Raw genomic sequence first — 26,164 nt, forward strand, 5'->3', positions numbered from 1 at the left:
AATAAGTATAGTTAACTCAATTATAAAAAGAAAAATTTGGGATAAGTCATTTTTGTAAAGTATTTTCTCCGGTCCAGGAAATCTTCTCAAATTGTAAGTCGCTAGGGAACAGGCATTTGCCGGCTTCCGGGTACTTCGACACTTCTTATATCCCTCTAAGGAGGACTTTTGAATGTCAGAATTTTTAGTAATTGTTGAATCGCCTGCAAAAGCGAAAACAATTGAACGATATTTAGGCAAAAAATATAAAGTAAAAGCATCGATGGGGCATGTCCGTGACTTGCCAAGAAGTCAAATGGGGGTCTATAAAGAAAGTAACTTTGAACCCAAGTATATTACGATTCGCGGAAAAGGACCTGTTCTTAAAGAATTAAAAGCAGCGGCTAAAAAGGCCAAGAAAATTTATCTCGCGGCTGACCCTGATCGCGAAGGGGAAGCAATTGCATGGCATCTTGCTCATAGTTTAAATGTTGATATTACTTCTGATTGTCGCGTAGTTTTTAATGAAATTACGAAGGATGCGATAAAAGAGTCCTTTAAACATCCGCGTCCAATTAACATGGATCTTGTTGACGCGCAGCAAGCAAGGAGAATTCTTGATCGTCTTGTTGGTTATAACATAAGTCCACTTCTTTGGAAAAAAGTGAAAAAAGGGCTAAGTGCCGGACGTGTCCAATCCGTCGCTGTTCGGTTAATCATTGATCGAGAAAATGAGATAAAAGCGTTTATTCCCGAAGAATATTGGACAATAGAAGGTGAATTATTTAAGGGGAAGGATCATTTTAGTTCCCTTTTTTATTCCTTATTGGGAGATAAAAAAACTGAATTAAAGTCGCAAGATGATGTAGATGCAATTTTAAAAGAAATGAAGGGTGATAAATTTAAGGTTGTTTCCGTATCTAAAAAGGAAAGAAAACGTAATCCATCACCAGCCTTTATCACATCCTCACTGCAACAAGAAGCAGCAAGAAAACTTAATTTCCGTGCTAGGAAAACGATGATGCTTGCACAGCAGCTTTACGAGGGAATTGAGCTGGGTTCATCTGGTACAGTCGGTCTGATTACTTATATGAGAACGGATTCTACTCGTATTTCGGAAGTAGCACAGGCAGAAGCAGCAGAATATATCCGAAAAGAATTCGGTGAGACTTACTTAAAAGAAGAACAAAGAAAAGAAAAAAAACAATCAAATGCCCAAGATGCCCATGAAGGGATACGCCCTACAAGTACGTTACGGGAACCAAATAGCGTAAAACAGTACTTATCGAGAGACCAATTCCGCTTATATAAACTTATTTGGGAACGATTCTTGGCAAGTCAAATGTCTCAAGCGATCATGGATACAATGAGTGTAGACCTACAAAATGGGAATGTGCTGTTCCGTGCCACAGGTTCAAAAATAAAATTCCCAGGGTTTATGAAACTTTATGTAGAAGGAACAGATGATCAAGTGGATGAGGGGGATAAGATGCTACCAGACCTTTGTGAAGGGGATGAAGTATTCAAAAAGGATATTACACCTAAACAGCACTTTACTCAACCACCGCCAAGGTATACAGAGGCAAGATTAGTAAGGACGATGGAAGAGATAGGAATAGGTCGACCATCTACCTATGCACCAACCCTGGATACAATTCAAAAAAGAGGCTATGTCTCTCTTGATAATAAACGATTTATTCCGACTGAATTGGGGGAAATTGTTCACGAACTAATCTTTGAATTTTTTCCAGATATTCTTGATGTCAAATTTACTGCGAAAATGGAAAAGGATTTAGATAATGTAGAGGATGGAAATGTTCGCTGGGTTGAAGTCATCGATGAATTTTACCGTGACTTTGAAAAAGATTTAGAGAATGCCGAAAAGGAAATGCAATCAGTGGAAATTAAGGATGAGCCAGCAGGCGAAGATTGTGAGCTATGTTCAAATCCGATGGTCTTCAAAATGGGCCGATACGGGAAATTTATGGCCTGCAGCAATTTTCCTGATTGCAGGAACACGAAGGCAATTGTGAAGGAAATTGGAGTTACCTGCCCTAAATGTAAAGAAGGAAATATTATTGAGCGGAAAAGTAAGAAAAAGAGAATATTTTACGGCTGCGATCAATTTCCTGCCTGTGAATTTATTTCGTGGGATAAACCCTTACCAAGAAGCTGCCCAAAATGCGAGGGACCGCTTGTTGAGAAGAAATTAAAAAAAGGTGTTCAAGTACAGTGTACCGAATGTGATTATAAGGAAGAACCACAAAATTAAAAGTGAGCTAAGCTCACTTTTTTTATTTTTCAATATTTAAAACTTTTTTATATGTGATTCGTATAGTACAATGCAAGATGGGCTAAAAAGAGGGAAGAGTATAAATAAGTTTTTATCGCTAGGATTTCAGGAGGAAGATAATGAGTGAAATTACAATAAATGTAATAGGTGCTGGTTTAGCTGGAAGTGAGGCTGCATGGCAAATTGCAAAACGTGGAGTTAAGGTTCGTCTTTATGAAATGAGACCAGTGAAACAAACACCTGCACACCACACAGATAAATTTGCAGAATTAGTTTGTAGTAATTCATTGAGAGCAAATACATTAACGAATGCGGTAGGTGTTTTAAAGGAAGAAATGAGAATTCTTGATTCTGTAATTATTTCATCAGCAGATGCCTGTTCGGTACCTGCAGGAGGAGCCCTGGCTGTTGATCGCCACGAATTTGCATCTAGAGTAACCGAGATGGTCAAAAATCATGAAAATGTTACAGTTATCAACGAAGAAGTAACAGAAATACCAGAAGGAATTACAGTCATTGCTACAGGGCCGCTAACGAGTCCTGATTTATCGGCAAAACTAAAAACACTAACAGGTGAGGAATACCTCTACTTTTATGATGCTGCTGCACCTATTCTTGAAAAAGATAGTATTAATATGGACAAGGTTTACCTAAAGTCCCGTTATGATAAAGGAGAAGCAGCTTATTTAAACTGCCCGATGAATGAGGAAGAGTTTAACCGCTTTTATGATGCACTAATTACTGCTGAAACGGTGCCATTAAAGGAATTTGAAAAGGAAGTATTTTTCGAAGGCTGTATGCCAATTGAAGTAATGGGGCAGCGTGGTAAGAAAACTATGCTGTTTGGCCCTTTAAAGCCAGTTGGATTGGAAGACCCAAAGACTGGAAAACGGCCGTTTGCTGTTGTGCAGCTTCGCCAGGATGATGCAGCAGGAACACTTTATAATATTGTTGGCTTCCAAACACACCTAAAGTGGGGTGCTCAAAAAGAAGTCATCCAGCTAATTCCTGGACTTGAAAACGCTGAAATTATTCGCTATGGAGTAATGCACCGTAACACCTTTATTAATTCACCTAAGGTGTTAAAAGCAACTTATCAATTCCAAAATCGGAATGATTTATTCTTTGCAGGACAAATGACAGGTGTCGAGGGGTATGTTGAGTCAGCAGCAAGCGGATTAATTGCAGGTTTGAATGCAGCACGTTTGGCTATGGGTGAAGCTACAGTCGAGTTTCCCGCGGAAACGGCAATTGGCAGTATGGCCCGTTACATTACAACAACTAACGCTAAAAATTTCCAGCCGATGAATGCAAATTTTGGACTATTCCCCGATTTACCAGAAAAAATAAGAGGTAAACAAGAACGGAATTTACAGCATGCTAACAGGGCATTGGAAACAATTCAGAACTTTGTGAAGGTTTTGTAAATAATATTGCAAGGCTTAGGGAAGTATGTTACGCTTTAATAGCCTTTGTGAGCTGAGTAAATTGGTGAAAAATGTGAATGTTTTAGTAACGTTACTTGTCGAGTGTTTACAAATGAACAGGTATTACTCACAATATACAATTGAACATTAGTAACATGCTGTCAGTAAATTCTTTCTGTTCATGAATGAACAAAGAAGGTGTCAATGCCTGAACTGGTGTATACTTAAATACTCGTCTTTATTGATTTAAGTATACAGCAAAAGGATCCTAAGAAAAACAGCGGCTATTTTTTGAGTACATATATGTCTCTAAATACTTAGTGATAACTTCAAAAGGAGGAGATATTTTGAATCAATTTCATGCTACAACTATATTTGCTGTCCAGCATAAAGGACAATGTTCAATGTCAGGTGACGGCCAAGTTACTTTTGGCAATGCAGTAGTGATGAAGCACACTGCAAAAAAGGTGAGAAAGATATTTAATGGAAGGGTATTAGCTGGTTTTGCAGGTTCTGTCGCAGATGCCTTTACTCTTTTCGAAATGTTTGAAAGTAAATTAGAGGAATACAACGGAAACCTCCAGAGAGCTGCTGTTGAGCTTGCCAAACAATGGAGAAGTGACAAGGTGCTGCGTAAGCTGGAAGCAATGTTGATTGTTATGAATAAAGAAGATTTACTGCTTGTTTCCGGGACGGGTGAGGTAATTGAGCCAGATGATGGAATTCTAGCAATTGGTTCAGGCGGTAATTATGCCTTAGCTGCTGGACGATCATTAAAGAAATACTCAGGCGAACACCTAACTGCAAAGGAAATTGCAAAGGCTTCTTTAGAAATAGCTGCTGAAATTTGTGTATACACAAATCACAACATTATCGTTGAAGAGCTTTAACGGGAGGGACCGAAAACTATGCCGAAAACAACCAATTTAACACCACGCCAAATAGTTGAAAGATTAGACCAATATATCATTGGACAGAAGGATGCAAAAAAAGCTGTCGCTGTAGCACTGAGAAACAGATACAGAAGAGGCTTATTAAATGAAAAACTTCGTGAAGAAATTATTCCAAAAAATATATTAATGATCGGTCCTACAGGTGTCGGTAAGACAGAAATTGCTCGACGAATTGCAAAGTTAGTTGGTGCTCCATTTGTAAAGGTGGAGGCGACTAAATTCACAGAAGTAGGTTATGTAGGTCGCGATGTCGAATCGATGGTAAGAGACCTTGTTGAAACATCTGTCCGCCTTGTAAAGGAAGATAGGATGTTAGCTGTAAAGGATCGTGCCGAAGAAAATGCAAACAGCAGGCTTGTAGATTTACTAGTACCTTCTCCCAAAAAAGCCAATAACTATAAGAATCCGTTAGAGATGTTATTCGGCGGCGGTAATACTTCAGGGGAACAAGAAACGCAACAAGAAGATTATTCTATTGCCGAAAAGCGTAAAATCGTAAAAGAAAAACTTGCTCTAGGTCAATTAGAGGATGAAAGCATCACCGTTGAAGTGGAAGAGCAAAGCCCTTCCATGTTTGATATGCTTCAAGGTTCTGGAATGGAACAAATGGGAATGAATATGCAAGATGCCTTAAGCAACTTTATGCCTAAGAAACGGAAGAAGAGAAAATTAACTGTCCGTGAGGCGAGAAAAGTATTGACCAATGAAGAAGCTGCAAAATTAATCGATATGGATGAGGTTTCAGCGGAAGCCGTTTACCGTGCCGAACAGACAGGCATCATTTTTATTGATGAAATTGATAAAATTGCAAGCAAAAATTCAGGGGGCTCTTCAGCGGACGTATCGCGTGAAGGTGTCCAGCGCGATATTTTACCTATAGTTGAAGGGTCTACAGTAGTAACAAAATATGGATCAGTTAAAACTGACTATGTTTTATTTATTGCAGCTGGAGCCTTTCATATGGCAAAACCGTCAGATTTAATACCTGAATTACAAGGGCGTTTACCAATTCGTGTTGAATTAACGAAACTAACCGTCGATGATTTCTTTAGAATTTTGATTGAACCAGATAATGCAATTATTAAACAATATCAAGCATTATTGGGTACAGAAGGTATAGAAATTGAATTTTCTGACGATGCTATTCGTAGAATAGCTGAAATTGCTTTTGAAGTGAATCAAAATACAGATAATATTGGTGCAAGAAGACTTCACACAATCCTAGAAAAACTATTGGAAGACTTATCGTTTGAAGCTCCAGATATTACGATGGAGAAAATTTCGATTACACCTCAATATGTTGATGATAAACTAGGTGCCATCGCTAAAAATAAGGATCTAAGTCAGTTTATCCTTTAAATAGCAATCTTTAAGTCGTATGGAGAAACAAGTAGGATCTCCTAATACCCTTAAGAATGAAATATAGTACTAAATTTAATAATGGTTTTAGTTAATTAGGAGGAAGAAACAGATGGATTTACTTACAAAAACGAGAAGAATTAATGTATTATTACAAAAAGCAGCAGGAAAGCCAGTAAACTTTAAAGAGATGTCAGAGACTTTAAGCGAAGTAATTGAGGCGAATGTATTTGTTCTAAGTCGTCGCGGAAAACTTTTAGGTTTTGCTATCAACCAGCAGATTGAAAATGACCGTATGAAGAAAATGTTAGAGGACAGACAATTTCCTGAAGAGTATATTAATGGCTTATTCAGTATTCGTGAGACCTCGTCTAATATTGATGTAGAAAGTTCATATACCGCTTTTCCGGTAGAGAATAAAGATTTATTCCGTGAAGGCTTAACTACAATTGTTCCGATCATTGGCGGAGGAGAACGCCTAGGAACATTAATCCTTGCAAGAATACAAGAAAAATTCCACGATGATGACTTAATTCTTGCTGAATATGGCGCGACAGTAGTTGGCATGGAAATTTTACGTGAAAAATCAGAAGAAATTGAAGAAGAAGCAAGAAGTAAGGCGGTTGTTCAAATGGCGATTAGTTCATTGTCATACAGTGAACTTGAAGCAATTGAACACATCTTTGAAGAATTAAATGGACATGAAGGCTTACTAGTTGCATCAAAAATTGCTGACCGTGTGGGTATCACGCGTTCCGTCATTGTAAATGCTTTAAGGAAGTTGGAAAGTGCTGGAGTAATTGAATCCCGTTCTCTTGGAATGAAAGGCACTTACATTAAAGTATTAAATAACAAATTTCTTCTTGAACTTGAGAAATTAAAGTCAAACTAATAACGAGTAACTCCACTTTTGGAGATTCATCCCCTGTCGAAAAAAATTGATAGGGGATTTTTATGAGAAAAAAGAATGGAATCACTTGCTTGTCAGTTGGACTTATGCTATATTATTTCATGGTGTTAATACACACGCATGTTGATTTAAACAAACGGTGCTGTATCTTACAGTTTTTGTTTAAAAATGAGACAGGCGGAGGAAAACGAAACCATAGGAGGAAAAATCATGTCAGTCATTTCAATGAAGCAATTGCTCGAAGCTGGTGTACACTTTGGACACCAAACACGCCGTTGGAACCCTAAAATGAAGAAATACATCTTCACAGAGCGTAACGGCATTTATATTATCGACCTTCAAAAAACAGTTAAGAAGGTAGAAGAAGCTTACAATTGGGTTAAGGAACTTGCTGGTAACGGCGGAACTGTCCTTTTTGTTGGTACTAAGAAACAAGCTCAAGATTCTGTTAAAGAAGAAGCAGCTCGTTCTGGTATGTACTTTGTTAACCAACGCTGGTTAGGTGGTACACTTACAAACTTCGAAACAATTCAAAAGCGTATTACACGTTTAAAAGATATTGAAAGAATGTCTGAAGACGGTACGTTCGAAGTATTACCTAAAAAAGAAGTAGTTATCTTAACAAAAGAACTTGATCGCCTTGAAAAATTCTTAGGCGGTATCAAAGATATGAAGAAGCTTCCTGATGCACTATTCATCATTGACCCTCGTAAAGAGCGTATCGCAGTGGCTGAAGCTAAAAAGTTAAACATTCCTATCGTGGGTATTGTTGATACAAACTGTGATCCAGACGAGATCGATGTAGTTATTCCAGCGAATGACGACGCGATTCGTGCGGTTAAACTTTTAACTGGCAAAATGGCAGATGCAATCCTTGAAGGAAAACAAGTTGTCGAAGAAGAACAACCAACTGCTTAAATTAATGTAGTGTCGAAATGGAAAAGGTGATAAGAGGTGGAGCACCCTTTATCACCTTTTTTTGAAGAAAAGGAAAGAATGTTTATCTTAGCTGACATTGGCTAAGATAGGTGTACATAGTCAAAAAAAGGAGGATGAATCATTATGACAATTACTGCTCAAATGGTAAAAGAATTACGTGGAAAAACAGGTGCAGGTATGTTGGACTGCAAAAAGGCATTAACTGAAACTGATGGTGATATGGAAAAGGCGATTGATTTCCTACGCGAAAAAGGAATTGCCTCAGCTGCTAAAAAAGGTGATCGTATTGCTGCAGAAGGATTAACTTATGTATTAACTGAAGGAAACGACGCTGTCATTCTTGAAGTTAACTCTGAAACAGATTTCGTTGCTAAAAACGAAGCTTTCCAAAACCTTGTAAAGGATTTAGCTAATCATCTTTTAACTAACAAACCTTCTACAGTTGAAGAAGCTTCTGCACAAAAAATGGAAAGCGGCGTAACTGTTGCTGACACTATAAATGCTGCAATCGCAAAAATCGGAGAAAAACTTACTCTCCGCCGTTTTGAAATTAAGTCCAAAACTGATAATGATGCATTTGGTGCATACCTTCATATGGGCGGACGTATTGGTGTACTAACAGTTTTTGAAGGTACAACGGATTCTGCTGCAGCTAAAGATGTTGCAATGCACATCGCTGCTTTAAGACCTAAATATGTTTCTCGTGATGAAGTATCACAAGAAGAAGTAGAGCACGAGCGTGAAGTATTAACTCAACAAGCTCTAAATGAAGGCAAACCCGAAAAAATCGTTGCAAAAATGGTAGAGGGACGTCTTGGTAAGTACTTTGAAGATGTATGTGTTCTTGATCAAACTTTTGTAAAAAATCCTGATCAAAAGGTTCGTCAGTTTGTTGAATCTAAGGGAGCAACCATTCGCGAATTCGTACGTTTTGAAGTTGGTGAAGGTATAGAAAAACGCGAAGATAACTTTGCTGAAGAAGTAATGAATCAGGTTAAAAAATAATTAAAATTGACCACTTTTCTGTGGAATGTATTTTTCAGAAATAAGTTATGAATAGGGGACACGTTGTGTTCCCTATTTTTAAAGAATCTTGATTGGCAAACCAAATACATAAGGAGGTTCATATGAGCAGTCCTAAGTACAAACGAGTAGTCTTAAAATTAAGCGGTGAAGCTCTTGCTGGAGAATCTAGCTTCGGAATTAAGCCATCTGTTATTAAATCGATTGCTGTTCAAGTTAAGGAAATAGCTGAACTTGGTGTCGAAGTTGCTGTCGTTGTTGGCGGAGGCAATATTTGGCGAGGTAAGATTGGCAGTGAAATGGGAATGGATCGTGCAACTGCTGATTATATGGGCATGCTTGCAACGGTAATGAATTCATTAGCACTTCAGGACAGTTTAGAACATCTAGGGATTGAATCACGTGTTCAAACGTCGATTGAAATGCGCCAGGTTGCTGAACCCTATATTAGGCGTCGCGCTATCAGACATTTGGAAAAGAAGCGAGTTGTTATTTTCGCAGCTGGAACTGGAAATCCATATTTCTCAACTGATACAACTGCGGCATTGAGAGCAGCAGAAATAGATGCTGAAGTAATCTTAATGGCGAAAAACAATGTGGATGGAGTATATTCAGCAGATCCCCGTCTTGATCCAAACGCTACAAAATACGAGGTCCTATCCTTCCTGGATGTGATCAAAGAAGGATTGGCTGTAATGGACTCAACCGCTTCTTCATTATGTATGGACAATGATATTCCGCTTATTGTGTTCTCGATTATGGAACAGGGAAATATTAAACGTGCAGTTTTAGGAGAAAAAATTGGAACAATTGTTAGGGGGAAAAACTAATGCCTAAACAGGTGATTTCTAATACAAAAGATAGAATGACAAAAGGAATTCAAGCGTATACGCGGGAACTTGCAAGCATTCGTGCGGGAAGAGCAAGTGCCTCTCTTTTAGATAGAATTAACATAGAGTATTATGGTGCACCTACTCCTGTAAATCAAATGGCATCTATTACTACACCCGAAGCACGCTTGTTAGTAATTCAGCCTTACGATAAATCGATTCTAGGTGCTATTGAAAAAGCGATTCTAAAATCTGATTTAGGCTTAAATCCATCTAATGATGGTTCAATCATTAGAATTTCTATTCCTCAATTAACGGAGGAACGCCGTAAAGAATTAGTAAAACTTGTTAAGAAAGAGTCAGAAGAAGCTAAAATTGCTGTTCGTAATATACGTCGTGACGGTAATGATGAGTTGAAAAAACTTGAGAAAAATGGTGAAATTACCGAGGATGCACTTCGCGGCTATTCAGACGATATTCAAAAATTAACCGATGAATATATTAGCAAAATTGATCAAATTACTAAAGATAAAGAAAAAGAAATCTTAGAAGTCTAAATAGTAGAACCCTCTGCATAGGGGGTTTTTTTCACTATCTTTGACTTTAATTAATTTTGCAGGATGAAGATATAGTATTCTTAATTACTGGACTAGTACATAAAGTTATTTATAGGAAGATTAATTTTTTCTTTTTTGGTATGATAAAAGCATGTAAAATCAGTGTTATTCATATTTATCAATACTAGCTCTGTGGGCATGATCTATTATCGGAGGAAATGATTATCTTAATTTGGAGGAGCAATGTCATGTTTAATAAAATAAGGCTATGGAAGAAACAAAATAATAACTCTTCCACACTCCGAGACAATATAGAAAAAATAAAAAAAATGCCGGTTCCTGAACATGTTGCGATTATTATGGATGGCAATGGACGGTGGGCTAAAAAAAGGGCTTTGCCAAGGGTTGCAGGACATCATGAAGGTATGAAAGTTGTTCGGAAAATAACAAAGTTATCGAATATGCTTGGCATAAAAGCTCTAACATTATACGCTTTTTCAACAGAGAATTGGAAACGTCCGAAAAACGAAGTCGACTATCTAATGAAATTGCCAGAGGAATTTCTAGGTTCCTTTCTTCCAGAATTAATTGAGGAAAACGTTCAAGTGAGAATGATCGGATATAAAGACCAACTTCCCATACATACACTTAATGCAATCGAGAAAGCTATTGATGATACAAAAAATAACGATGGGCTTGTTTTAAACTTTGCATTAAATTATGGCAGCAGGGCTGAAATTATTGATGCAACTGTCCAAGTCTTAAATGATTACAAAAGTGGCATACTGAATGAAAGTGACATAAACGAGGAACTCTTCTCCTCGTATCTTATGACTTCAAATTTGAAAGATCCGGATCTATTGATTCGAACAAGCGGGGAAATACGCTTAAGTAATTTTATGCTCTGGCAATTGGCTTACTCTGAATTTTGGTTTACGGATGTACTCTGGCCTGATTTTGGAGAGCAACATCTGCTCGAAGCAGTTGAGGCATTTCAAAACCGCCAACGTCGATTTGGAGGAGTATAGTATTTTTATACTAGCTTAGAAAAGATTACTTAATAGTTTTTCTCTTGAAAAGGATGTTGAATATTTAAATGAAACAAAGAATTATTACAGGTGTCATAGCTGCAGCATTATTTCTGCCTATTGTTTTTTTTGGTGGACTTCCTTTTGTACTATTAACATACTTTCTTGCAACCGTGGGGTTGTATGAACTATTAAAAATGAAAAAACTGGGGATATTTACTGTTCATGGATTTCTCTCCGTTTTATTATTGTGGGTCATTCTCTTGCCCGAGCGGTACGAACAGGCACTCATTACCCTTAATTATACAAAAATAGAGATTGGTATCGTAATAATCCTCTTATTACTGACGTATACAGTAATAACTAAAAATCGCTTTACATTCGAAGCTGCGGGTTTCACGATTCTTTCAGTAATCTATGTTGGGATTGGCTTTTATTATTTTATTGAAACTCGTGATGCTGGTTTAGTTTATATTTTTTACTCATTATTCATGATTTGGGCAACCGATTCTGGTGCATATTTTATTGGTAAAGCAACGGGCAAGCGAAAACTTTGGCCGGAAATTAGCCCAAATAAAACCGTTGAAGGCTCCCTAGGCGGAGTGGTTTGTGCCTTGATTGTAGCTATTCTCTTTGGGTTATTTGCTGACATGAATGCCACAGTCCTAACTTTAATGGCAATCACAGTTATCCTTTCGATTTTTGGACAACTAGGGGACCTTGTACAATCTGCATTCAAACGGCATTTCAATGTCAAGGACTCGGGGAATATTTTACCAGGCCATGGAGGTATCCTTGATCGTTTTGATAGCCTTTTATTTGTCCTGCCGTTATTAAACCTTTTCCATTTGTGGTAAAAATTGTCTAGCGCAAGCGTCCTTGGAAAAATGAACCTATTTTTCCCTTAACAAGCCGCTTCAGCTTTTCGTAATAGGAGTTGAAAGTTTTTGAAAATGATTAGTATTTTGGGAGCAACAGGCTCAATTGGCACCCAAACTTTAGAGGTAGTACGGGAACATCCAGTGGAATTCAAAGTTGTAGCATTTTCTGTTGGTAGAAATATGAAGTTGGCAAGAAAAATGATTACAGAATTTAATCCAGAGCTTGTCTGTGTACAAGATTACCATGACTGTAATACATTAAAGTCGGAATTTCCTGCTGTTAAATTTACCTTTGGGAACGAAGGATTGATTGAAGTAGCAGTCTATCATAAATCGACAATCCTTGTTAATGCTGTCCTTGGAAGCGTAGGACTTATGCCTACACTTCAAGCAATAGAAAGTGGTAAAATTATCGCAATAGCTAATAAAGAAACACTAGTCACTGCTGGGCATCTTGTAATGGAAGCAGCCGAAAAAAAGGGTGTGGAATTACTTCCTGTCGACAGTGAACATTCGGCAATTTTTCAATGTTTACAAGGCGAACGCGAAAAAAATATTGAAAGGTTGATACTAACCGCATCTGGCGGAAGTTTTCGCGATCGTACCCGTAAGGATTTAGAAGGTGTAACCGTCAAAGAAGCATTAAACCATCCCAATTGGTCGATGGGAGCAAAGATTACGATTGATTCTGCAACGATGATGAATAAAGGACTTGAGGTCATCGAAGCCCATTGGCTTTTCAAAATGCCATATGAAAAAATAAATGTTCTGCTACATAAAGAGAGTATTATCCATTCAATGGTTGAATTTCATGACAGCAGCATTATAGCTCAACTCGGAACACCAGACATGAGAGTACCTATCCAATTTGCCCTTTCCTATCCTGATCGCTTGGCCATGGCTTCCGCTAATAGATTAGATTTAGCACAAATTGGCAGGCTGCATTTTCAGGAAATGGATATGGAACGGTTTCGCTGTCTCCATCTTGCATATGAGGCAGGGAGAATGGGCGGAACCATGCCAACTGTTTTGAATGCGGCAAATGAAGTGGCGGTTGCTGCATTTTTGGAGGGAAAGATTCAATTCCTGCAGATTGAAGAATTGATTGAGCGGGCTTTAAGTGCTCATCAATTAATTGCAAATCCTAGTCTTTCAACTATTCAAGAGGTAGACAAAGAAACAAGACAGTACGTATATTCACTTCAATAAAAAGGTGGTTTTTACATGAGTACAGTTATTGCCTTTATAGTAATCTTTGGTGCCTTAGTTATCTTTCATGAATTAGGTCATTTGATTTTTGCAAAAAGAGCGGGGATTTTATGTCGCGAGTTCGCGATTGGAATGGGACCAAAGGTGTTTTCGCATAAGTTTGGGGAAACAATTTATACAATTAGGCTGTTACCGATAGGCGGATTTGTCCGTATGGCTGGTGAAGATCCAGAAACGGTTGAAATTAAACCTGGATATCGAATTGGTCTAATGTTTGATAGCAATAATAAAGTTGATAAAATAATTTTGAATAATAAAGAAAAGTATCCAAATTGTAGGGTGATTGAAGTTGAACATGCTGATATCGAACATGAATTAGTGATTAAAGGCTATCCTGAGGACGAAGAAGAAAGCTTGCAAACCTTTAGAGTAAGTAAGACGGCAGTCACCATTGAAAATGGACTAGAATCACAAATTGCACCATATAATCGACAATTTGCTTCAAAAACACTTGCCCAGAGAACCATGGCAATTTTTGCTGGTCCGATGATGAACTTTGTCTTGGCATTCATTGTATTTGTTATTATTGCATTGTTGCAGGGAATACCAACAAATGAACCAAAATTAGGGGAAATAACCGCGGATGGTGCGGCCAATGCTGCTGGTCTTTTAAAAGGGGATATTGTTCACAGTATTAATGGAGCAGAAATTTCGAGTTGGTCTGATGTAGTTGAAATTATCAGAGAAAATCCAAATGAAAACCTAGACTTTTCAATCAGCAGAAATGGTGAGGAGAAAGAAATTGTTGTAACACCAAAAGAACAAACGGTTGAAGGTGATAAGATTGGTATAATAGGTGTCTATAGTCCAATTGAAAAATCACCTCTAAAAGCTATTACTACTGGATTTACGGAAACTTATTTTTGGACAAAGCAAATCTTTATGATGCTTGGACAATTGGTAACTGGTCAATTCTCTATCGATATGTTATCTGGGCCAGTTGGAATATACGAGTCTACAGCAACAGTAGCGAAATCAGGAATTTATTATTTAATGAAATGGGCTGGAATCCTAAGTATTAACCTTGGAATTATGAATCTTTTACCGATACCGGCACTTGACGGTGGAAGGCTGATGTTCTTTGCAGTTGAGGCTGTCAGAGGAAAGCCGATTGACCGCCATAAAGAAGGGATGGTCCACTTTATTGGATTTGCGTTACTAATGCTGCTTATGCTGGTGGTCACGTGGAACGACATTCAAAGATTTTTCTTGTAATTTTAAGTGACTTAAGATTAGAATTGAAGAATAGTTTAAAACACCCCTGTTATTTTAACGGGGGTCTACTTATGAATAATCAAAACATAGATGAAGCAAATGAGGTGCAATAGATGAAGCAAAGCCATACACTTATTCCCACTCTACGTGAAACCCCTGCAGATGCAGATATCAGAAGCCATCAACTATTACTAAAAGCGGGATATATTAGGCAAAATGCAAGTGGAGTATACAGTTTTATGCCATTAGGAAAGCGTGTTCTTCAAAAAGTCGAAGCAATTGTTAGAGAAGAGATGGATTCTGCAGGTGCAGCTGAAATATTAATGCCGGCTCTTCAGCAGGCAGAATTGTGGCAAGAATCTGGTCGATGGTATACATATGGTCCGGAATTAATGAGGTTAAAAGACAGACATGAGCGTGAATTTGCGCTCGGGGCGACACATGAGGAAGTGATAACAAGCCTTGTTCGTGATGAAGTGAAATCCTATAAAAGACTACCGTTAACCTTATACCAAATACAGACAAAATTTCGTGATGAAAAACGTCCGCGCTTTGGTTTATTACGTGGCCGTGAGTTTATTATGAAGGATGCTTATTCTTTTCATTCAACTCAAGAGAGTCTTGATGAAATTTATCAAAAATTATTTGAAGCCTATACGAATATTTTTACGCGCTGTGGATTGGACTTCAGAGCAGTTATTGCTGATTCTGGAGCAATGGGTGGGAAGGATACGCATGAATTTATGGTGTTATCTGATGTAGGAGAAGATACCATTGCCTATTCAGATACCTCTAATTATGCAGCTAATATCGAGATGGCACCTGTAATCGCTGATTATCCAAAAAGCGAGGAAGAACATAATGAATTGCAAAAAGTTGAAACAAGGAATCAAAAAACAATTTCTGACATTACTTCCTATCTTCAAGTCGGTGCAGATAAATGTGTTAAGTCGCTACTTTTTAAAGTGGATGAAAAATATGTCCTTGTTTTAGTTCGGGGTGATCACGAGGTAAACGATATTAAGGTGAAAAACCTATTTGCTGCAACTATGGTTGAATTAGCAGGACTGGAAGAAACGCAGGCGCTGCTATCATGCCCGGTAGGCTCCTTAGGCCCAATTGGTGTACAAAACGTAGAAGTTGTTGCGGATCATGCGGTAAAGGCGATTGTAAACGGTGTTTGCGGTGCAAATGAAGATCATTATCATTTTGTAAATGTCAATCCGAGCCGAGATTTTTCTGTTAGTCAGTTTGCTGATTTACGTTTTATCCAGGAGGGTGACCCTTCACCAGATGGAGAGGGTACGATTCTTTTTGCTAAGGGAATTGAAGTTGGTCATGTTTTCAAGCTTGGAACCCGTTATAGCGAGGCGATGAATGCTTCCTATTTAGATGCAAACGGAAGGTCACAATCAATGATCATGGGATGTTACGGGATTGGTGTATCAAGGACCGTTGCAGCTGTTGCCGAACAATTTAATGATGAGAAAGGCCTTATTTGGCCGGCAAATCTTGCCCCATATCATCTCCATCTTGTAGCTGTTAATATGAAAGATGAAAATCAGTCAATACTTTCTGAAACACTATATAAAGAATTACAAGCAAATCGTTTCGAAGTTCTATTTGATGATCGCCAAGAAAGACCAGGTGTGAAATTTGCTGATTCAGAATTAATTGGCCTACCAATTCGTATTACAGTTGGTAAAAGATCAGCAGAAGAAATAGTAGAAATAAAAATTCGCAAAACCGGAGAAACAATCGAAGCTCATAAAGATGAACTAATAGAAATAGTAACCGAATTACTAAAAAGTTTATAATATAAATGGTATTAATGCTCATTATTGATTTGCAAACCCTGTTGATTGGAGCGGAAGGGACGAATAACTCCTCGAAAATGCTACCGCATTACCTTCGTGCGGTGGAAATTCAAGGAAGCCTATTCAATGTCCTGCGGGAAGAGCAAGTCACGGGAGACCCCGCAGGAGCGAAGCGACGAGGAGGCTCCCGGACTGCCCGCGGAAGGCGAAGTGAATGGAGCTTCAATCAACAGTTCATTTAACAATCCTATTGTAAAAAGGGTTCCAATTGAGAACCCTTTTTTATTTTTTTTTTTTGGTTATATTTATCTGTCGAATTAAGCCGAATGATTTTGTATCATATGTTATAATTACTCTTTGAAATGAAACTTATAAAATAGATTATTTATAGATGGGAGAGGGAATGATGAGCGAACATGCCAATGGCAAAAAAGAGCGATTCTTACTCTTGCTCCAGCAACTAGAATTGATAGAGGACGCTGTAGTAGCACAATTTCCAAATGCGCAAATTGAAAAATTTATTGTTGAAAAGAAAGCGCGAAAATGGCATTTTCAATTTCTGCTAGAAAAGATTCTTCCTTTTAATATTTTTCTTCGATTTACAACGCAGTTAGAAAGAAAGTTCTCAACAATAGCCAGTATTTCATACGATATTCAAGTGGTAGAACCAAACTTTCATAAAGAATTACTTTTAGAATATTGGAGCCATTGTATCCAGCAAATCGATGGTATATCTCCCCCGCTGCTTAAGGTACTGAATGAACAAGTTCCGGAGGTTAATGGGCATAAGTTAACGGTATCAGTTCGTAATGAGACAGAGGGGCTAGCTCTTAAAAGGAAATATGCTTCTATTATTACTGATATTTACCAATCATACGGTTTTCCAAGTTTAACGTTGGAAACTGAAATCCAAAGTACAGAAAAAAGTGACGAATATAATCAGTTCTTACTAGCAAAACAAAAAGAAGATCAAGAACGCGGGTTTCAGGCCATGGCCGATTTACAAAAGAAAGAAACTGAAAAAAGCCAATCCGGTGATATTCTTCAAGGGCCACTCTCAATCGGTCTTACTATTAAAGGGGACCAGGACTTCCGCAGCATGATTGATATCGTCGATGAAGAAAGACGAGTTACGGTGGAAGGTTATATCTTTGACGCAGAAACAAGAGAATTAAGAAGTGGACGCACATTATTAACCTTTAAAATTACTGATTACACCAGCTCTCTTATGGTAAAAATGTTTTCACGCGATAAAGAGGATGCAGCCCTCTACCAGCATGTTAAAAAGGGTATGTGGGTAAAAGTAAGAGGCAGCATCCAAAACGACACATTTGTCCGTGACTTGGTGATGATAGGTAATGATATTAATGAACTAAAAGCCCCTGGCCGTAAAGACACAGCACCTGAGAATGAAAAGCGGGTAGAGCTGCATCTTCACACACCAATGAGTCAAATGGATGCGGTATCTCCGGTTGCTGCACTCGTTTCACAAGCGAAAAAATGGGGTCACAAAGCGATTGCAGTGACCGATCACGCCATTGCACAATCCTTCCCAGAGGCCTTTGGTGCGGGAAAAAAGAATGATATAAAAATTCTTTATGGTGTGGAGGTTAATTTAGTTGATGATGGCGTTCCAATTACTTATAACGACTCCAAACGTTTGTTAGCAGAAGATACCTATGTTGTTTTTGACGTAGAAACAACGGGACTATCAGCGGTATATGATAAAATCATCGAGCTTGCCGCTGTCAAGCTGAAGGATGGTGAAATAATTGATCGCTTTGAATCATTCGCCAATCCGCATCATCGTCTTTCTGCGACAACGATTAACCTAACAGGTATAACCGATGATATGGTACAAAATGCCCCGGAAATTGAAGACGTCCTGAAGCGGTTCTATGACTGGACAGATAATGCGATCCTAGTCGCTCATAATGCTTCATTTGATATGGGTTTCCTTAATGTCGGCTATAAAAAAATCGGTTATGAAAAAGCTAAAAATCCAGTTATCGATACATTAGAACTCGGAAGATTTCTTTATCCCGAAATGAAAAATCATCGATTAAATACTTTAACGAAAAAATTTGATATTGAATTAACTCAGCATCATCGAGCCATTTATGATGCCGAAGCTACTGGGTATTTGCTGTTGAAAATGCTAAAAGATGCGCTTGAAAAAGGAATCGAATTCCATAATCAATTTAATGATCACATGGGTAAGGGAGATGCCTATAAGCGGGCTCGGCCATTTCATTGTACGGTTCTAGCCCAAACGGAGGCGGGTTTAAAGAATTTATTCAAGCTCGTATCTATCTCACAAATTGAGTATTTTTATAGAGTCCCGAGGATTCCTAGATCAGTTCTCCAAAAATACAGAGAAGGACTGCTCGTGGGCTCTGGCTGTAACAAAGGTGAAGTGTTTGAAGGGATGATGCAGAAATCTCCAGAAGAAGTGGAGAAGGCAGCAAGATTTTATGACTATCTTGAGGTGATGCCAAAAGCGGTTTATGCTCCCTTACTTGAAATGGAACTTGTGCGCGATGAAAAAGCGCTTGAAGATATTATTGGTAATATTGTGAAGCTGGGGGATAAGCTAGATCTCCCTGTAGTTGCTACTGGTAATGTTCATTACCTTAATGAAAACGACAAAATTTACCGGAAAATATTAGTTAATTCTCAAGGAGGGGCAAACCCTCTTAATCGTCATGAACTTCCTGATGTTCATTTCAGAACAACAAATGAGATGCTAGATGCCTTTTCCTTTCTAGGTGCAGAAAAGGCGAAGGAAATTGTTGTTACTAACACAAATAAAGTTGCAGATATGGTAGACGTAATTAAACCAATTAAAGATGATTTATATACACCAAAGATAGAAGGCGCCGAGGAAGAAATGCGCGAAATGAGCTATAACATGGCTAAAAGAATTTATGGTGAAACACTCCCTGAAATCGTTGAGGCAAGGCTCGAAAAGGAATTAAAAAGTATTATCGGTCATGGATTTGCAGTTATTTATTTGATTTCTCACAAACTGGTAAAAAAGTCCTTAGATGATGGCTATCTTGTTGGTTCACGTGGATCGGTAGGTTCTTCCTTAGTTGCTACGATGACAGAAATTACCGAAGTAAATCCTCTACCTCCGCATTATGTGTGTCCAAGCTGTAAGCATTCTGAGTTCTTTAATGATGGTTCGGTAGGATCTGGTTTCGACTTGCCTGATAAGGATTGTCCGCAATGTGGAGCCAAATACCGTAAAGACGGTCATGATATTCCTTTCGAAACGTTCCTGGGCTTTAAAGGTGATAAGGTACCCGATATCGATTTGAATTTTTCAGGAGAATATCAGCCCCGGGCACATAACTATACAAAGGTTCTTTTCGGTGAGGATAAAGTATTCCGTGCGGGGACAATTGGAACAGTAGCGGATAAAACCGCCTTTGGTTACGTAAAGGCGTATCAACAGGATAATAACCTGCAATTACGTAATGCAGAAATTGAACGGCTAGCGTCTGGGTGTACTGGGGTTAAAAGAACTACGGGGCAGCATCCAGGCGGAATTATCGTTATTCCTGATTATATGGATGTATATGATTTTTCACCAATTCAATTTCCTGCCGACGATAAAAATTCTGAATGGAAGACAACGCACTTTGATTTCCATTCTATCCATGACAATGTATTGAAGCTGGATATACTCGGCCATGATGATCCTACAGTCATTCGAATGCTCCAAGATCTAAGTGGAATGGATCCCAAAACAATTCCGACGGACGACCCTGAAGTAATGAAAATCTTTAGTGGAACTGAATCGTTAGGAGTAACCGAACAACAAATCATGTGTAAGACAGGAACACTTGGAATTCCAGAATTCGGTACAAGATTTGTTCGTCAAATGCTCGAAGATACGAAACCAACTACTTTTTCGGAGCTAGTTCAAATCTCGGGTTTATCACATGGTACTGACGTTTGGCTTGGCAATGCACAGGAGCTCATTCATAACCGGACATGTACTTTAAGTGAGGTTATTGGCTGTCGTGACGATATTATGGTCTATCTAATTTACCAGGGGCTGGATCCTTCTTTTGCGTTTAAAATTATGGAATCCGTTCGTAAAGGTAAAGGATTATCAGAAGAAATGGAAGTAGAAATGCGTAAAAATGAAGTACCTGAATGGTACATCGATTCCTGTAAAAAGATTAAATACATGTTCCCTAAGGCTCACGCGGCCGCGTATGTTCTAATGGCTGTTAGGATTGCCTATTTTAAAGTCCATCTTCCACTTTTATATTATGCAGCCTATTTTACTGTACGTGCCGAGGACTTCGATATTGAAGCAATGGCGCGCGGATCTGAAGCAATTAGAGCAAAAATAGAGGAAATAAACGCTAAGGGACTTGAAGCATCAAACAAGGAGAAGAACTTGCTGACAGTTCTTGAGCTTGCACTTGAAATGACTGAAAGAGGATTTAGTTTTCAGAATATCGATTTATACAAATCCGATGCAGCAGAATTTATTATCGAGGGTAATACATTAATACCTCCGTTTAATTCTATACCGGGTCTGGGAACTAACGCGGCAATTAATATTGTGAGATCTAGAAAAGACGGGGAGTTTTTATCAAAAGAAGACTTACAACAACGCGGTAAAGTCTCAAAGACAATCCTAGAATTTTTAGACAAACAAGGCTGCCTCGGTTCACTTCCAGAGCAAAACCAGCTATCGCTTTTCTAAATAGTAAAAACCTTGTCGTATAGCTATTGCGTTTGCATAACAAAATTGGTTATGGTATAGTTTTATTGGAAATACTAAGAAATACTCTCGTGTCTAAGAGTGGGGAAACCCACTCTTTCGTCTTGTGTCCAGCTTTTTTTGTACATAAAGAGGAAATAACTTTCCGTTAAAACGTGAAATATGGGTGAAAATATTGGTAAAGGAGGTTAAGCATGAGCAAAGTAACCGAGGTAGTGGAAGAGCTAGCCGAACCAATAATTAATGAGCTAGGTTTGGAATTAGTTGAGATTCAGTTTGTTAAAGAAGGAAAAAGCTGGTTTTTACGCGTATATATTGATAAAGAAACTGGTGTTGATATCGAAGACTGTGGAGTGGTTAGTGAAAGACTTAGTGAAAAACTCGATGAGATTGACCCGATAACCCAAAATTATTTTCTTGAGGTTTCCTCTCCAGGAGCTGAACGTCCATTAAAAAAAGCGAGTGATTTTGAAAAGGCTATCGGTAAAAATGTGTTTATTAAAACGTATGAACCTATAGATGGTGAAAAAGGTTTTGAAGGAACACTGCTCGAATATGATGGGCAAACACTGAAAATTGAGATGAAAATTAAAACTCGCAAGAAAGCTATTGAGATTCCTTTTGAAAAAGTAGCCAATGCAAGACTGGCAGTTATTTTTTCTTAGTAATAGATAAACTTATTGAAGGTTAGGGGGATACAATGAAATGAGCAGCGAATTATTAGATGCTCTTACAATACTAGAAAGAGAAAAAGGTATTTCTAGGGATGTCTTAATTGATGCGATTGAAGCAGCACTTGTGTCTGCATATCGCCGGAATTTCAATCAAGCTCAAAATGTTCGGATTGACTTAAATTTGCAAACAGGTACGATGCGTGTTTTTGCAAGAAAAGAAGTAGTGGACCAAGTTTTTGATCCTCGACTTGAGATTTCTTTAGAAGATGCGAGGAGCATTAACCCTAACTATAATGTTGAAGATGTTGTAGAAATGGAAGTTACACCAAAAGACTTTGGCAGAATTGCCGCACAAACGGCAAAACAAGTGGTGACACAACGGGTAAGGGAAGCTGAAAGAGGAATTATCTATTCAGAATTTATTGACCGTGAAGAAGATATTATGACTGGGATTGTTCAAAGGCTGGATTCTAAATTTATTTACGTTAGCCTTGGGAAGATTGAGGCATTATTGCCAGTAAATGAGCAAATACCAAATGAACGTTATAAACCCCATGATCGAATTAAGGTTTTTATTACAAAAGTTGAGAAAACAACCAAAGGTCCACAAATCTTTGTATCGCGGACCCACCCGGGATTATTGAAACGGTTATTCGAAATCGAAGTTCCTGAAATTTATGATGGAACGGTTGAGATTAAATCTGTTGCCCGTGAAGCTGGTGACCGCTCGAAGATTTCCGTTCATTCAGCAAGTAATGATGTTGATCCTGTTGGATCATGTGTTGGACCAAAAGGTACCAGGGTTCAGGCGGTTGTAAATGAGTTAAAAGGTGAAAAAATTGATATTGTTAAATGGTCTGAAGATCCAGTGGTATTTGTTGCCAACTCGCTCAGCCCATCTAAAGTTTTAGATGTGATGGTGAGTGAAACCGAAAAAGCAACTACGGTTGTTGTTCCAGATTATCAACTATCTTTAGCCATTGGCAAACGTGGACAAAACGCGCGATTAGCTGCAAAATTAACTGGTTGGAAAATTGACATCAAATCAGAAACAGATGCACGGGAACTAGGAATTTATCCGCGTGAACAGTCAATTAGACTATTTGATGATCAGATCGATGACGATTATATTGACGAAGATGAAATGGAATAAGTGAGGTGAATGATGATTGAACAATCGTAAAAAAGTTCCTATGCGAAAATGTGTAGCAACCGGTGAAATGAAGCCGAAAAAAGAACTCGTTCGCATCGTTCGCTCAAAAGAAGGGGAAGTATCCATTGATCTTACCGGGAAAAAGTCCGGGAGAGGTGCTTATCTTTCAAGAGATAAGGAAGCTGTTCTATTAGCTAAGAAAAAAAACACTTTATCTAACCAATTACAGGTTTCTATAAGTGATACATTGTATGAAGAGCTTTTAGAGCTTATAGAGAAAGAAAACAGGCAGTCCATATGACGAATAATCAATGGATGTCATTGCTTGGCTTAGCCAATCGAGCGCGGAAAATTATATCGGGTGAAGAGCTTTCTGTGAAGGAGATACGAAGCGGAAAAGCCAAACTCGTTCTATTATCGGCAGATGCATCTGCAAATACGACCAAAAAAATTACAGATAAATGTAAGTTTTATGAAGTTCCATGCAAATATGTGGAAGATCGTTTTCTTCTTGGCCAAGCGATTGGTAAAGAAGCCCGCGTTGTTGTAGCTGTATTAGATGTTGGATTTGCAAAAAAACTGATAACGTTGCTCGATTAATTCTAGCGGGGGTGAAAAAATGAGTAAAGTACGTGTATATGAATACGCAAAAAAACACAATATTTCAAGTAAAGACGTAATTACAAAACTAAAAGAAATGAATATAGAGGTTTCAAACCATATGGCAACTATAGAAGATGCAGAGATTGTTAAGCTAGACGCAACCTTCAAGAAAAATGAAGGAAATACACAGTCCAAGCCACAAAACCGCCAAAATCAAAAACCACAACAGGGAGTTAAACCTCAAGTGCAGAGTAAAACAAATCCAAAGTCTTTTGAGGGTAACACTGCACCCAGCAAGGTGAAAGTTGTCTCTCCACCAAAAACGGGTGAAAATAAATCTTTTAGCCCTGGAAAAGGAAATAAAAAACCTTTTAATAATAATAACCAAAACCGCAATAATAATAATAACAGGAAAAAGAACCATACTCCTGTTGTGCAAGCACAGCCTCAAGTGAGAAAAGTGAAAGAGCTTCCTGCTAAGATTACTTATAGTGAATCATTGACTGTTGGCGAACTAGCGAAAAAAATATATCGCGAACCATCTGAAATCATTAAAAAGCTCTTTTTACTAGGTGTTATGGCAACTATTAACCAGGTGCTTGATAAGGATGCGATTGAATTAATTGCAAGTGAATATGGGGTCGAAGTGGAAGAAGAAATTAAAGTTGATACGACTGACCTTGAAGTTTACTTTACGGAGGACACTTCTGAAGAGCTTGTAGAAAGACCGTCTGTCGTTACAATTATGGGTCACGTTGACCACGGTAAAACAACCTTGCTCGACTCTATTCGTAACACCAAGGTTTCAGAAGGCGAAGCAGGTGGAATCACTCAGCATATCGGTGCATACCAAATCGTGCAAAATGGAAAGAAAATTACATTCCTTGATACACCGGGTCACGCAGCCTTTACTACTATGCGTGCTCGTGGTGCAAAAATTACTGATATAACAATCCTTGTTGTTGCAGCTGATGATGGTGTAATGCCGCAAACAGTTGAAGCAATTAATCATGCAAAGGCAGCCGAGGTTCCAATTATTGTTGCAGTTAATAAAATGGATAAAGAAGCGGCTAACGCTGATCGTGTTATGCAGGAACTCACCGAGCATGGATTAGTTTCTGAGGCCTGGGGCGGGGACACCATCTTTGTTCCTCTTTCTGCAAAAACTGGAGAAGGTATCGATAGTCTAATTGAGATGCTTCTTCTAGTTGGTGAAGTAGAAGAATTTAAGGCAAATCCAAAGCGTAAAGCTGTGGGTACAGTAATTGAGGCTCGCTTAGATAAAGGTCGTGGCTCCGTTGCAACCTTATTAGTTCAAAATGGTACACTAAAAATCGGTGATCCGATCGTTGTCGGACATACGTTTGGCCGTGTCCGTGCGATGGTGAACGATTTAGGACGCCGCGTGAAAGAAGCTGGACCATCAACTCCTGTTGAAATAACAGGACTTAATGACGTCCCGCAAGCTGGTGATCGTTTTGTTGTTTTTGATGATGAGAAAACAGCTCGTCAAGTTGGTGAATCCCGTGCCCAAACGGCATTAGTCGCTCAACGTGGCGAAAAATCCGTTGTTAGCCTAGAAACTTTATTTGACCAATTAAAGCTAGGTGAAATGAAAGACCTGAATATTGTCTTAAAAGCAGATGTTCAAGGATCAGCTGAAGCCGTTGCAGCTTCTTTACAAAAAATTGACGTTGAAGGTGTAAATATCAAAATCATTCATAGTGGTGCAGGTGCCATTAATGAGTCAGATATTACGCTTGCATCCGCTTCTAATGCAATTGTGATTGGCTTTAACGTTCGTCCAGATGTTAATGCGAAACGTGCTGCAGAACAAGAAAAAGTGGATGTTCGTCTTCATAGTATTATTTATAAAGTCATTGAGGAAATTGAAGCGGCAATGAAAGGAATGCTTGACCCAGAATTTAAAGAAAAAGTGATTGGTCAAGCTGAAATTCGCCAAACCTTCAAAGTTTCAAAAGTAGGAACCATTGCAGGTTCTTATGTAACCGATGGTAAAATTACCCGCGACAGTGGAATTCGTTTAATTCGAAACGGTGTTGTCGTTTTTGAAGGTCAAATTGATGCCTTAAAACGCTTTAAAGATGATGCCAAGGAAGTAGCACAAGGCTACGAGTGTGGTGTTACAATTAAAAACTTCAATGATGTTAAAGAAGGCGATATTATTGAAGCATATGTAATGGAAGAGATTGAGCGTAAATGATTGTCGGCATTGCCGAGTGTGAATGTATCATTTATAATGCCCATTCATTAAAAGAAAAGCGGGCAGTTCTGCAGAGAATCCTAACTCGTTTGAAGCAAAAATTTAATGTTTCTGTTTCAGAGGTAGGCTACCAGGATATGTGGCAAAGGACGAAAATTGCCATTGCCGTAGTCACCTCAACTCGTGTTACTACTGAGCACGAACTGCAGAATGCCTTGAAATTAATCGACTCCTTTCCAGAAATAGAAAGAACGATTACTGATATTGAATGGCTTTAAGTTAA

Annotated in this window: 21 protein-coding genes; all 21 read left to right on the top strand. The window is 38.4% G+C overall.

Annotated features, from left to right (window positions below; genetic code table 11):
* Positions 1-172 precede the first annotated feature (172 nt).
* The 21 genes from topA (at position 173) to NSS81_RS21160 (ending at position 26,159) form a co-directional block, all read left to right on the top strand.
* Complete coding sequence (topA, locus tag NSS81_RS21060) at positions 173-2,251, top strand: type I DNA topoisomerase (RefSeq protein ID WP_342430582.1); 2,079 nt, start codon at positions 173-175, stop codon at positions 2,249-2,251.
* A gap of 140 nt (positions 2,252-2,391) precedes the next feature.
* Positions 2,392-3,699, top strand: coding sequence for an FADH(2)-oxidizing methylenetetrahydrofolate--tRNA-(uracil(54)-C(5))-methyltransferase TrmFO (trmFO, locus tag NSS81_RS21065; protein WP_342430583.1), 1,308 nt, complete (start codon positions 2,392-2,394; stop codon positions 3,697-3,699).
* A 347-nt stretch (positions 3,700-4,046) separates the two neighbouring features.
* On the top strand, positions 4,047-4,589 hold the full coding sequence (hslV, locus tag NSS81_RS21070) for an ATP-dependent protease subunit HslV (RefSeq protein ID WP_342430584.1): 543 nt from the start codon (positions 4,047-4,049) through the stop codon (positions 4,587-4,589).
* 18 nt (positions 4,590-4,607) lie between these two features.
* Positions 4,608-6,011: an HslU--HslV peptidase ATPase subunit gene (gene hslU, locus NSS81_RS21075; protein WP_342430585.1), complete on the top strand. Its 1,404-nt coding sequence runs from the start codon at positions 4,608-4,610 to the stop codon at positions 6,009-6,011.
* A 112-nt stretch (positions 6,012-6,123) separates the two neighbouring features.
* On the top strand, positions 6,124-6,903 hold the full coding sequence (codY, locus tag NSS81_RS21080; RefSeq protein WP_342430586.1) for a GTP-sensing pleiotropic transcriptional regulator CodY: 780 nt from the start codon (positions 6,124-6,126) through the stop codon (positions 6,901-6,903).
* A gap of 228 nt (positions 6,904-7,131) precedes the next feature.
* A complete protein-coding gene (gene rpsB, locus NSS81_RS21085) occupies positions 7,132-7,839 on the top strand; it encodes a 30S ribosomal protein S2 (protein ID WP_342430587.1) in 708 nt (235 codons plus the stop codon).
* Between the two features lie 144 nt (positions 7,840-7,983).
* Positions 7,984-8,865 (top strand): translation elongation factor Ts, encoded by an 882-nt coding sequence (gene tsf / locus NSS81_RS21090; RefSeq protein WP_342430588.1) that lies wholly within the window; start codon positions 7,984-7,986, stop codon positions 8,863-8,865.
* A 122-nt stretch (positions 8,866-8,987) separates the two neighbouring features.
* On the top strand, positions 8,988-9,713 hold the full coding sequence (pyrH, locus tag NSS81_RS21095) for a UMP kinase (RefSeq protein ID WP_342430589.1): 726 nt from the start codon (positions 8,988-8,990) through the stop codon (positions 9,711-9,713).
* The gene (frr, locus tag NSS81_RS21100) at positions 9,713-10,270 is read left to right on the top strand and encodes a ribosome recycling factor (protein ID WP_342430590.1); all 558 of its coding nucleotides are present in this window, start codon (positions 9,713-9,715) and stop codon (positions 10,268-10,270) included. Before pyrH ends, frr begins: the two co-directional genes overlap by 1 nt.
* A gap of 248 nt (positions 10,271-10,518) precedes the next feature.
* A complete protein-coding gene (locus NSS81_RS21105) occupies positions 10,519-11,298 on the top strand; it encodes an isoprenyl transferase (RefSeq protein WP_342430591.1) in 780 nt (259 codons plus the stop codon).
* Positions 11,299-11,366: 68 nt separating this feature from the next.
* Positions 11,367-12,155 carry a phosphatidate cytidylyltransferase gene (locus tag NSS81_RS21110; RefSeq protein ID WP_342430592.1) on the top strand — a complete coding sequence of 263 codons (789 nt, stop codon included), beginning with the start codon at positions 11,367-11,369 and terminating at the stop codon, positions 12,153-12,155.
* Between the two features lie 90 nt (positions 12,156-12,245).
* Entirely contained in the window at positions 12,246-13,388 is a 1,143-nt protein-coding gene (gene dxr / locus NSS81_RS21115) for a 1-deoxy-D-xylulose-5-phosphate reductoisomerase (protein ID WP_342430593.1), read from the top strand.
* A gap of 15 nt (positions 13,389-13,403) precedes the next feature.
* Positions 13,404-14,663 (top strand): RIP metalloprotease RseP, encoded by a 1,260-nt coding sequence (gene rseP / locus NSS81_RS21120; protein ID WP_342430594.1) that lies wholly within the window; start codon positions 13,404-13,406, stop codon positions 14,661-14,663.
* A gap of 113 nt (positions 14,664-14,776) precedes the next feature.
* A complete protein-coding gene (locus tag NSS81_RS21125; RefSeq protein ID WP_342430595.1) occupies positions 14,777-16,480 on the top strand; it encodes a proline--tRNA ligase in 1,704 nt (567 codons plus the stop codon).
* Positions 16,481-16,886: 406 nt separating this feature from the next.
* Entirely contained in the window at positions 16,887-21,209 is a 4,323-nt protein-coding gene (locus tag NSS81_RS21130) for a PolC-type DNA polymerase III (RefSeq protein WP_342434102.1), read from the top strand.
* A gap of 212 nt (positions 21,210-21,421) precedes the next feature.
* Positions 21,422-21,892, top strand: a complete 471-nt coding sequence (gene rimP / locus NSS81_RS21135; RefSeq protein WP_342430596.1) for a ribosome maturation factor RimP — start codon at positions 21,422-21,424, stop codon at positions 21,890-21,892.
* Between the two features lie 40 nt (positions 21,893-21,932).
* On the top strand, positions 21,933-23,054 hold the full coding sequence (gene nusA, locus NSS81_RS21140) for a transcription termination factor NusA (RefSeq protein WP_342430597.1): 1,122 nt from the start codon (positions 21,933-21,935) through the stop codon (positions 23,052-23,054).
* A gap of 16 nt (positions 23,055-23,070) precedes the next feature.
* The gene (locus tag NSS81_RS21145) at positions 23,071-23,355 is read left to right on the top strand and encodes a YlxR family protein (protein ID WP_342430598.1); all 285 of its coding nucleotides are present in this window, start codon (positions 23,071-23,073) and stop codon (positions 23,353-23,355) included.
* Positions 23,352-23,654, top strand: a complete 303-nt coding sequence (locus NSS81_RS21150; RefSeq protein WP_342430599.1) for a YlxQ family RNA-binding protein — start codon at positions 23,352-23,354, stop codon at positions 23,652-23,654. The genes NSS81_RS21145 and NSS81_RS21150 overlap by 4 nt, the downstream gene beginning before the upstream one ends.
* Before the next feature lie 19 nt (positions 23,655-23,673).
* Positions 23,674-25,881 carry a translation initiation factor IF-2 gene (infB, locus tag NSS81_RS21155; RefSeq protein ID WP_342430600.1) on the top strand — a complete coding sequence of 736 codons (2,208 nt, stop codon included), beginning with the start codon at positions 23,674-23,676 and terminating at the stop codon, positions 25,879-25,881.
* Positions 25,878-26,159 carry a DUF503 domain-containing protein gene (locus tag NSS81_RS21160; RefSeq protein ID WP_342430601.1) on the top strand — a complete coding sequence of 94 codons (282 nt, stop codon included), beginning with the start codon at positions 25,878-25,880 and terminating at the stop codon, positions 26,157-26,159. The genes infB and NSS81_RS21160 overlap by 4 nt, the downstream gene beginning before the upstream one ends.
* Positions 26,160-26,164: the final 5 nt, after the last annotated feature.

The organism is Neobacillus sp. FSL H8-0543 (assembly GCF_038592905.1).
GTDB lineage: Bacteria > Bacillota > Bacilli > Bacillales > Cytobacillaceae > Neobacillus.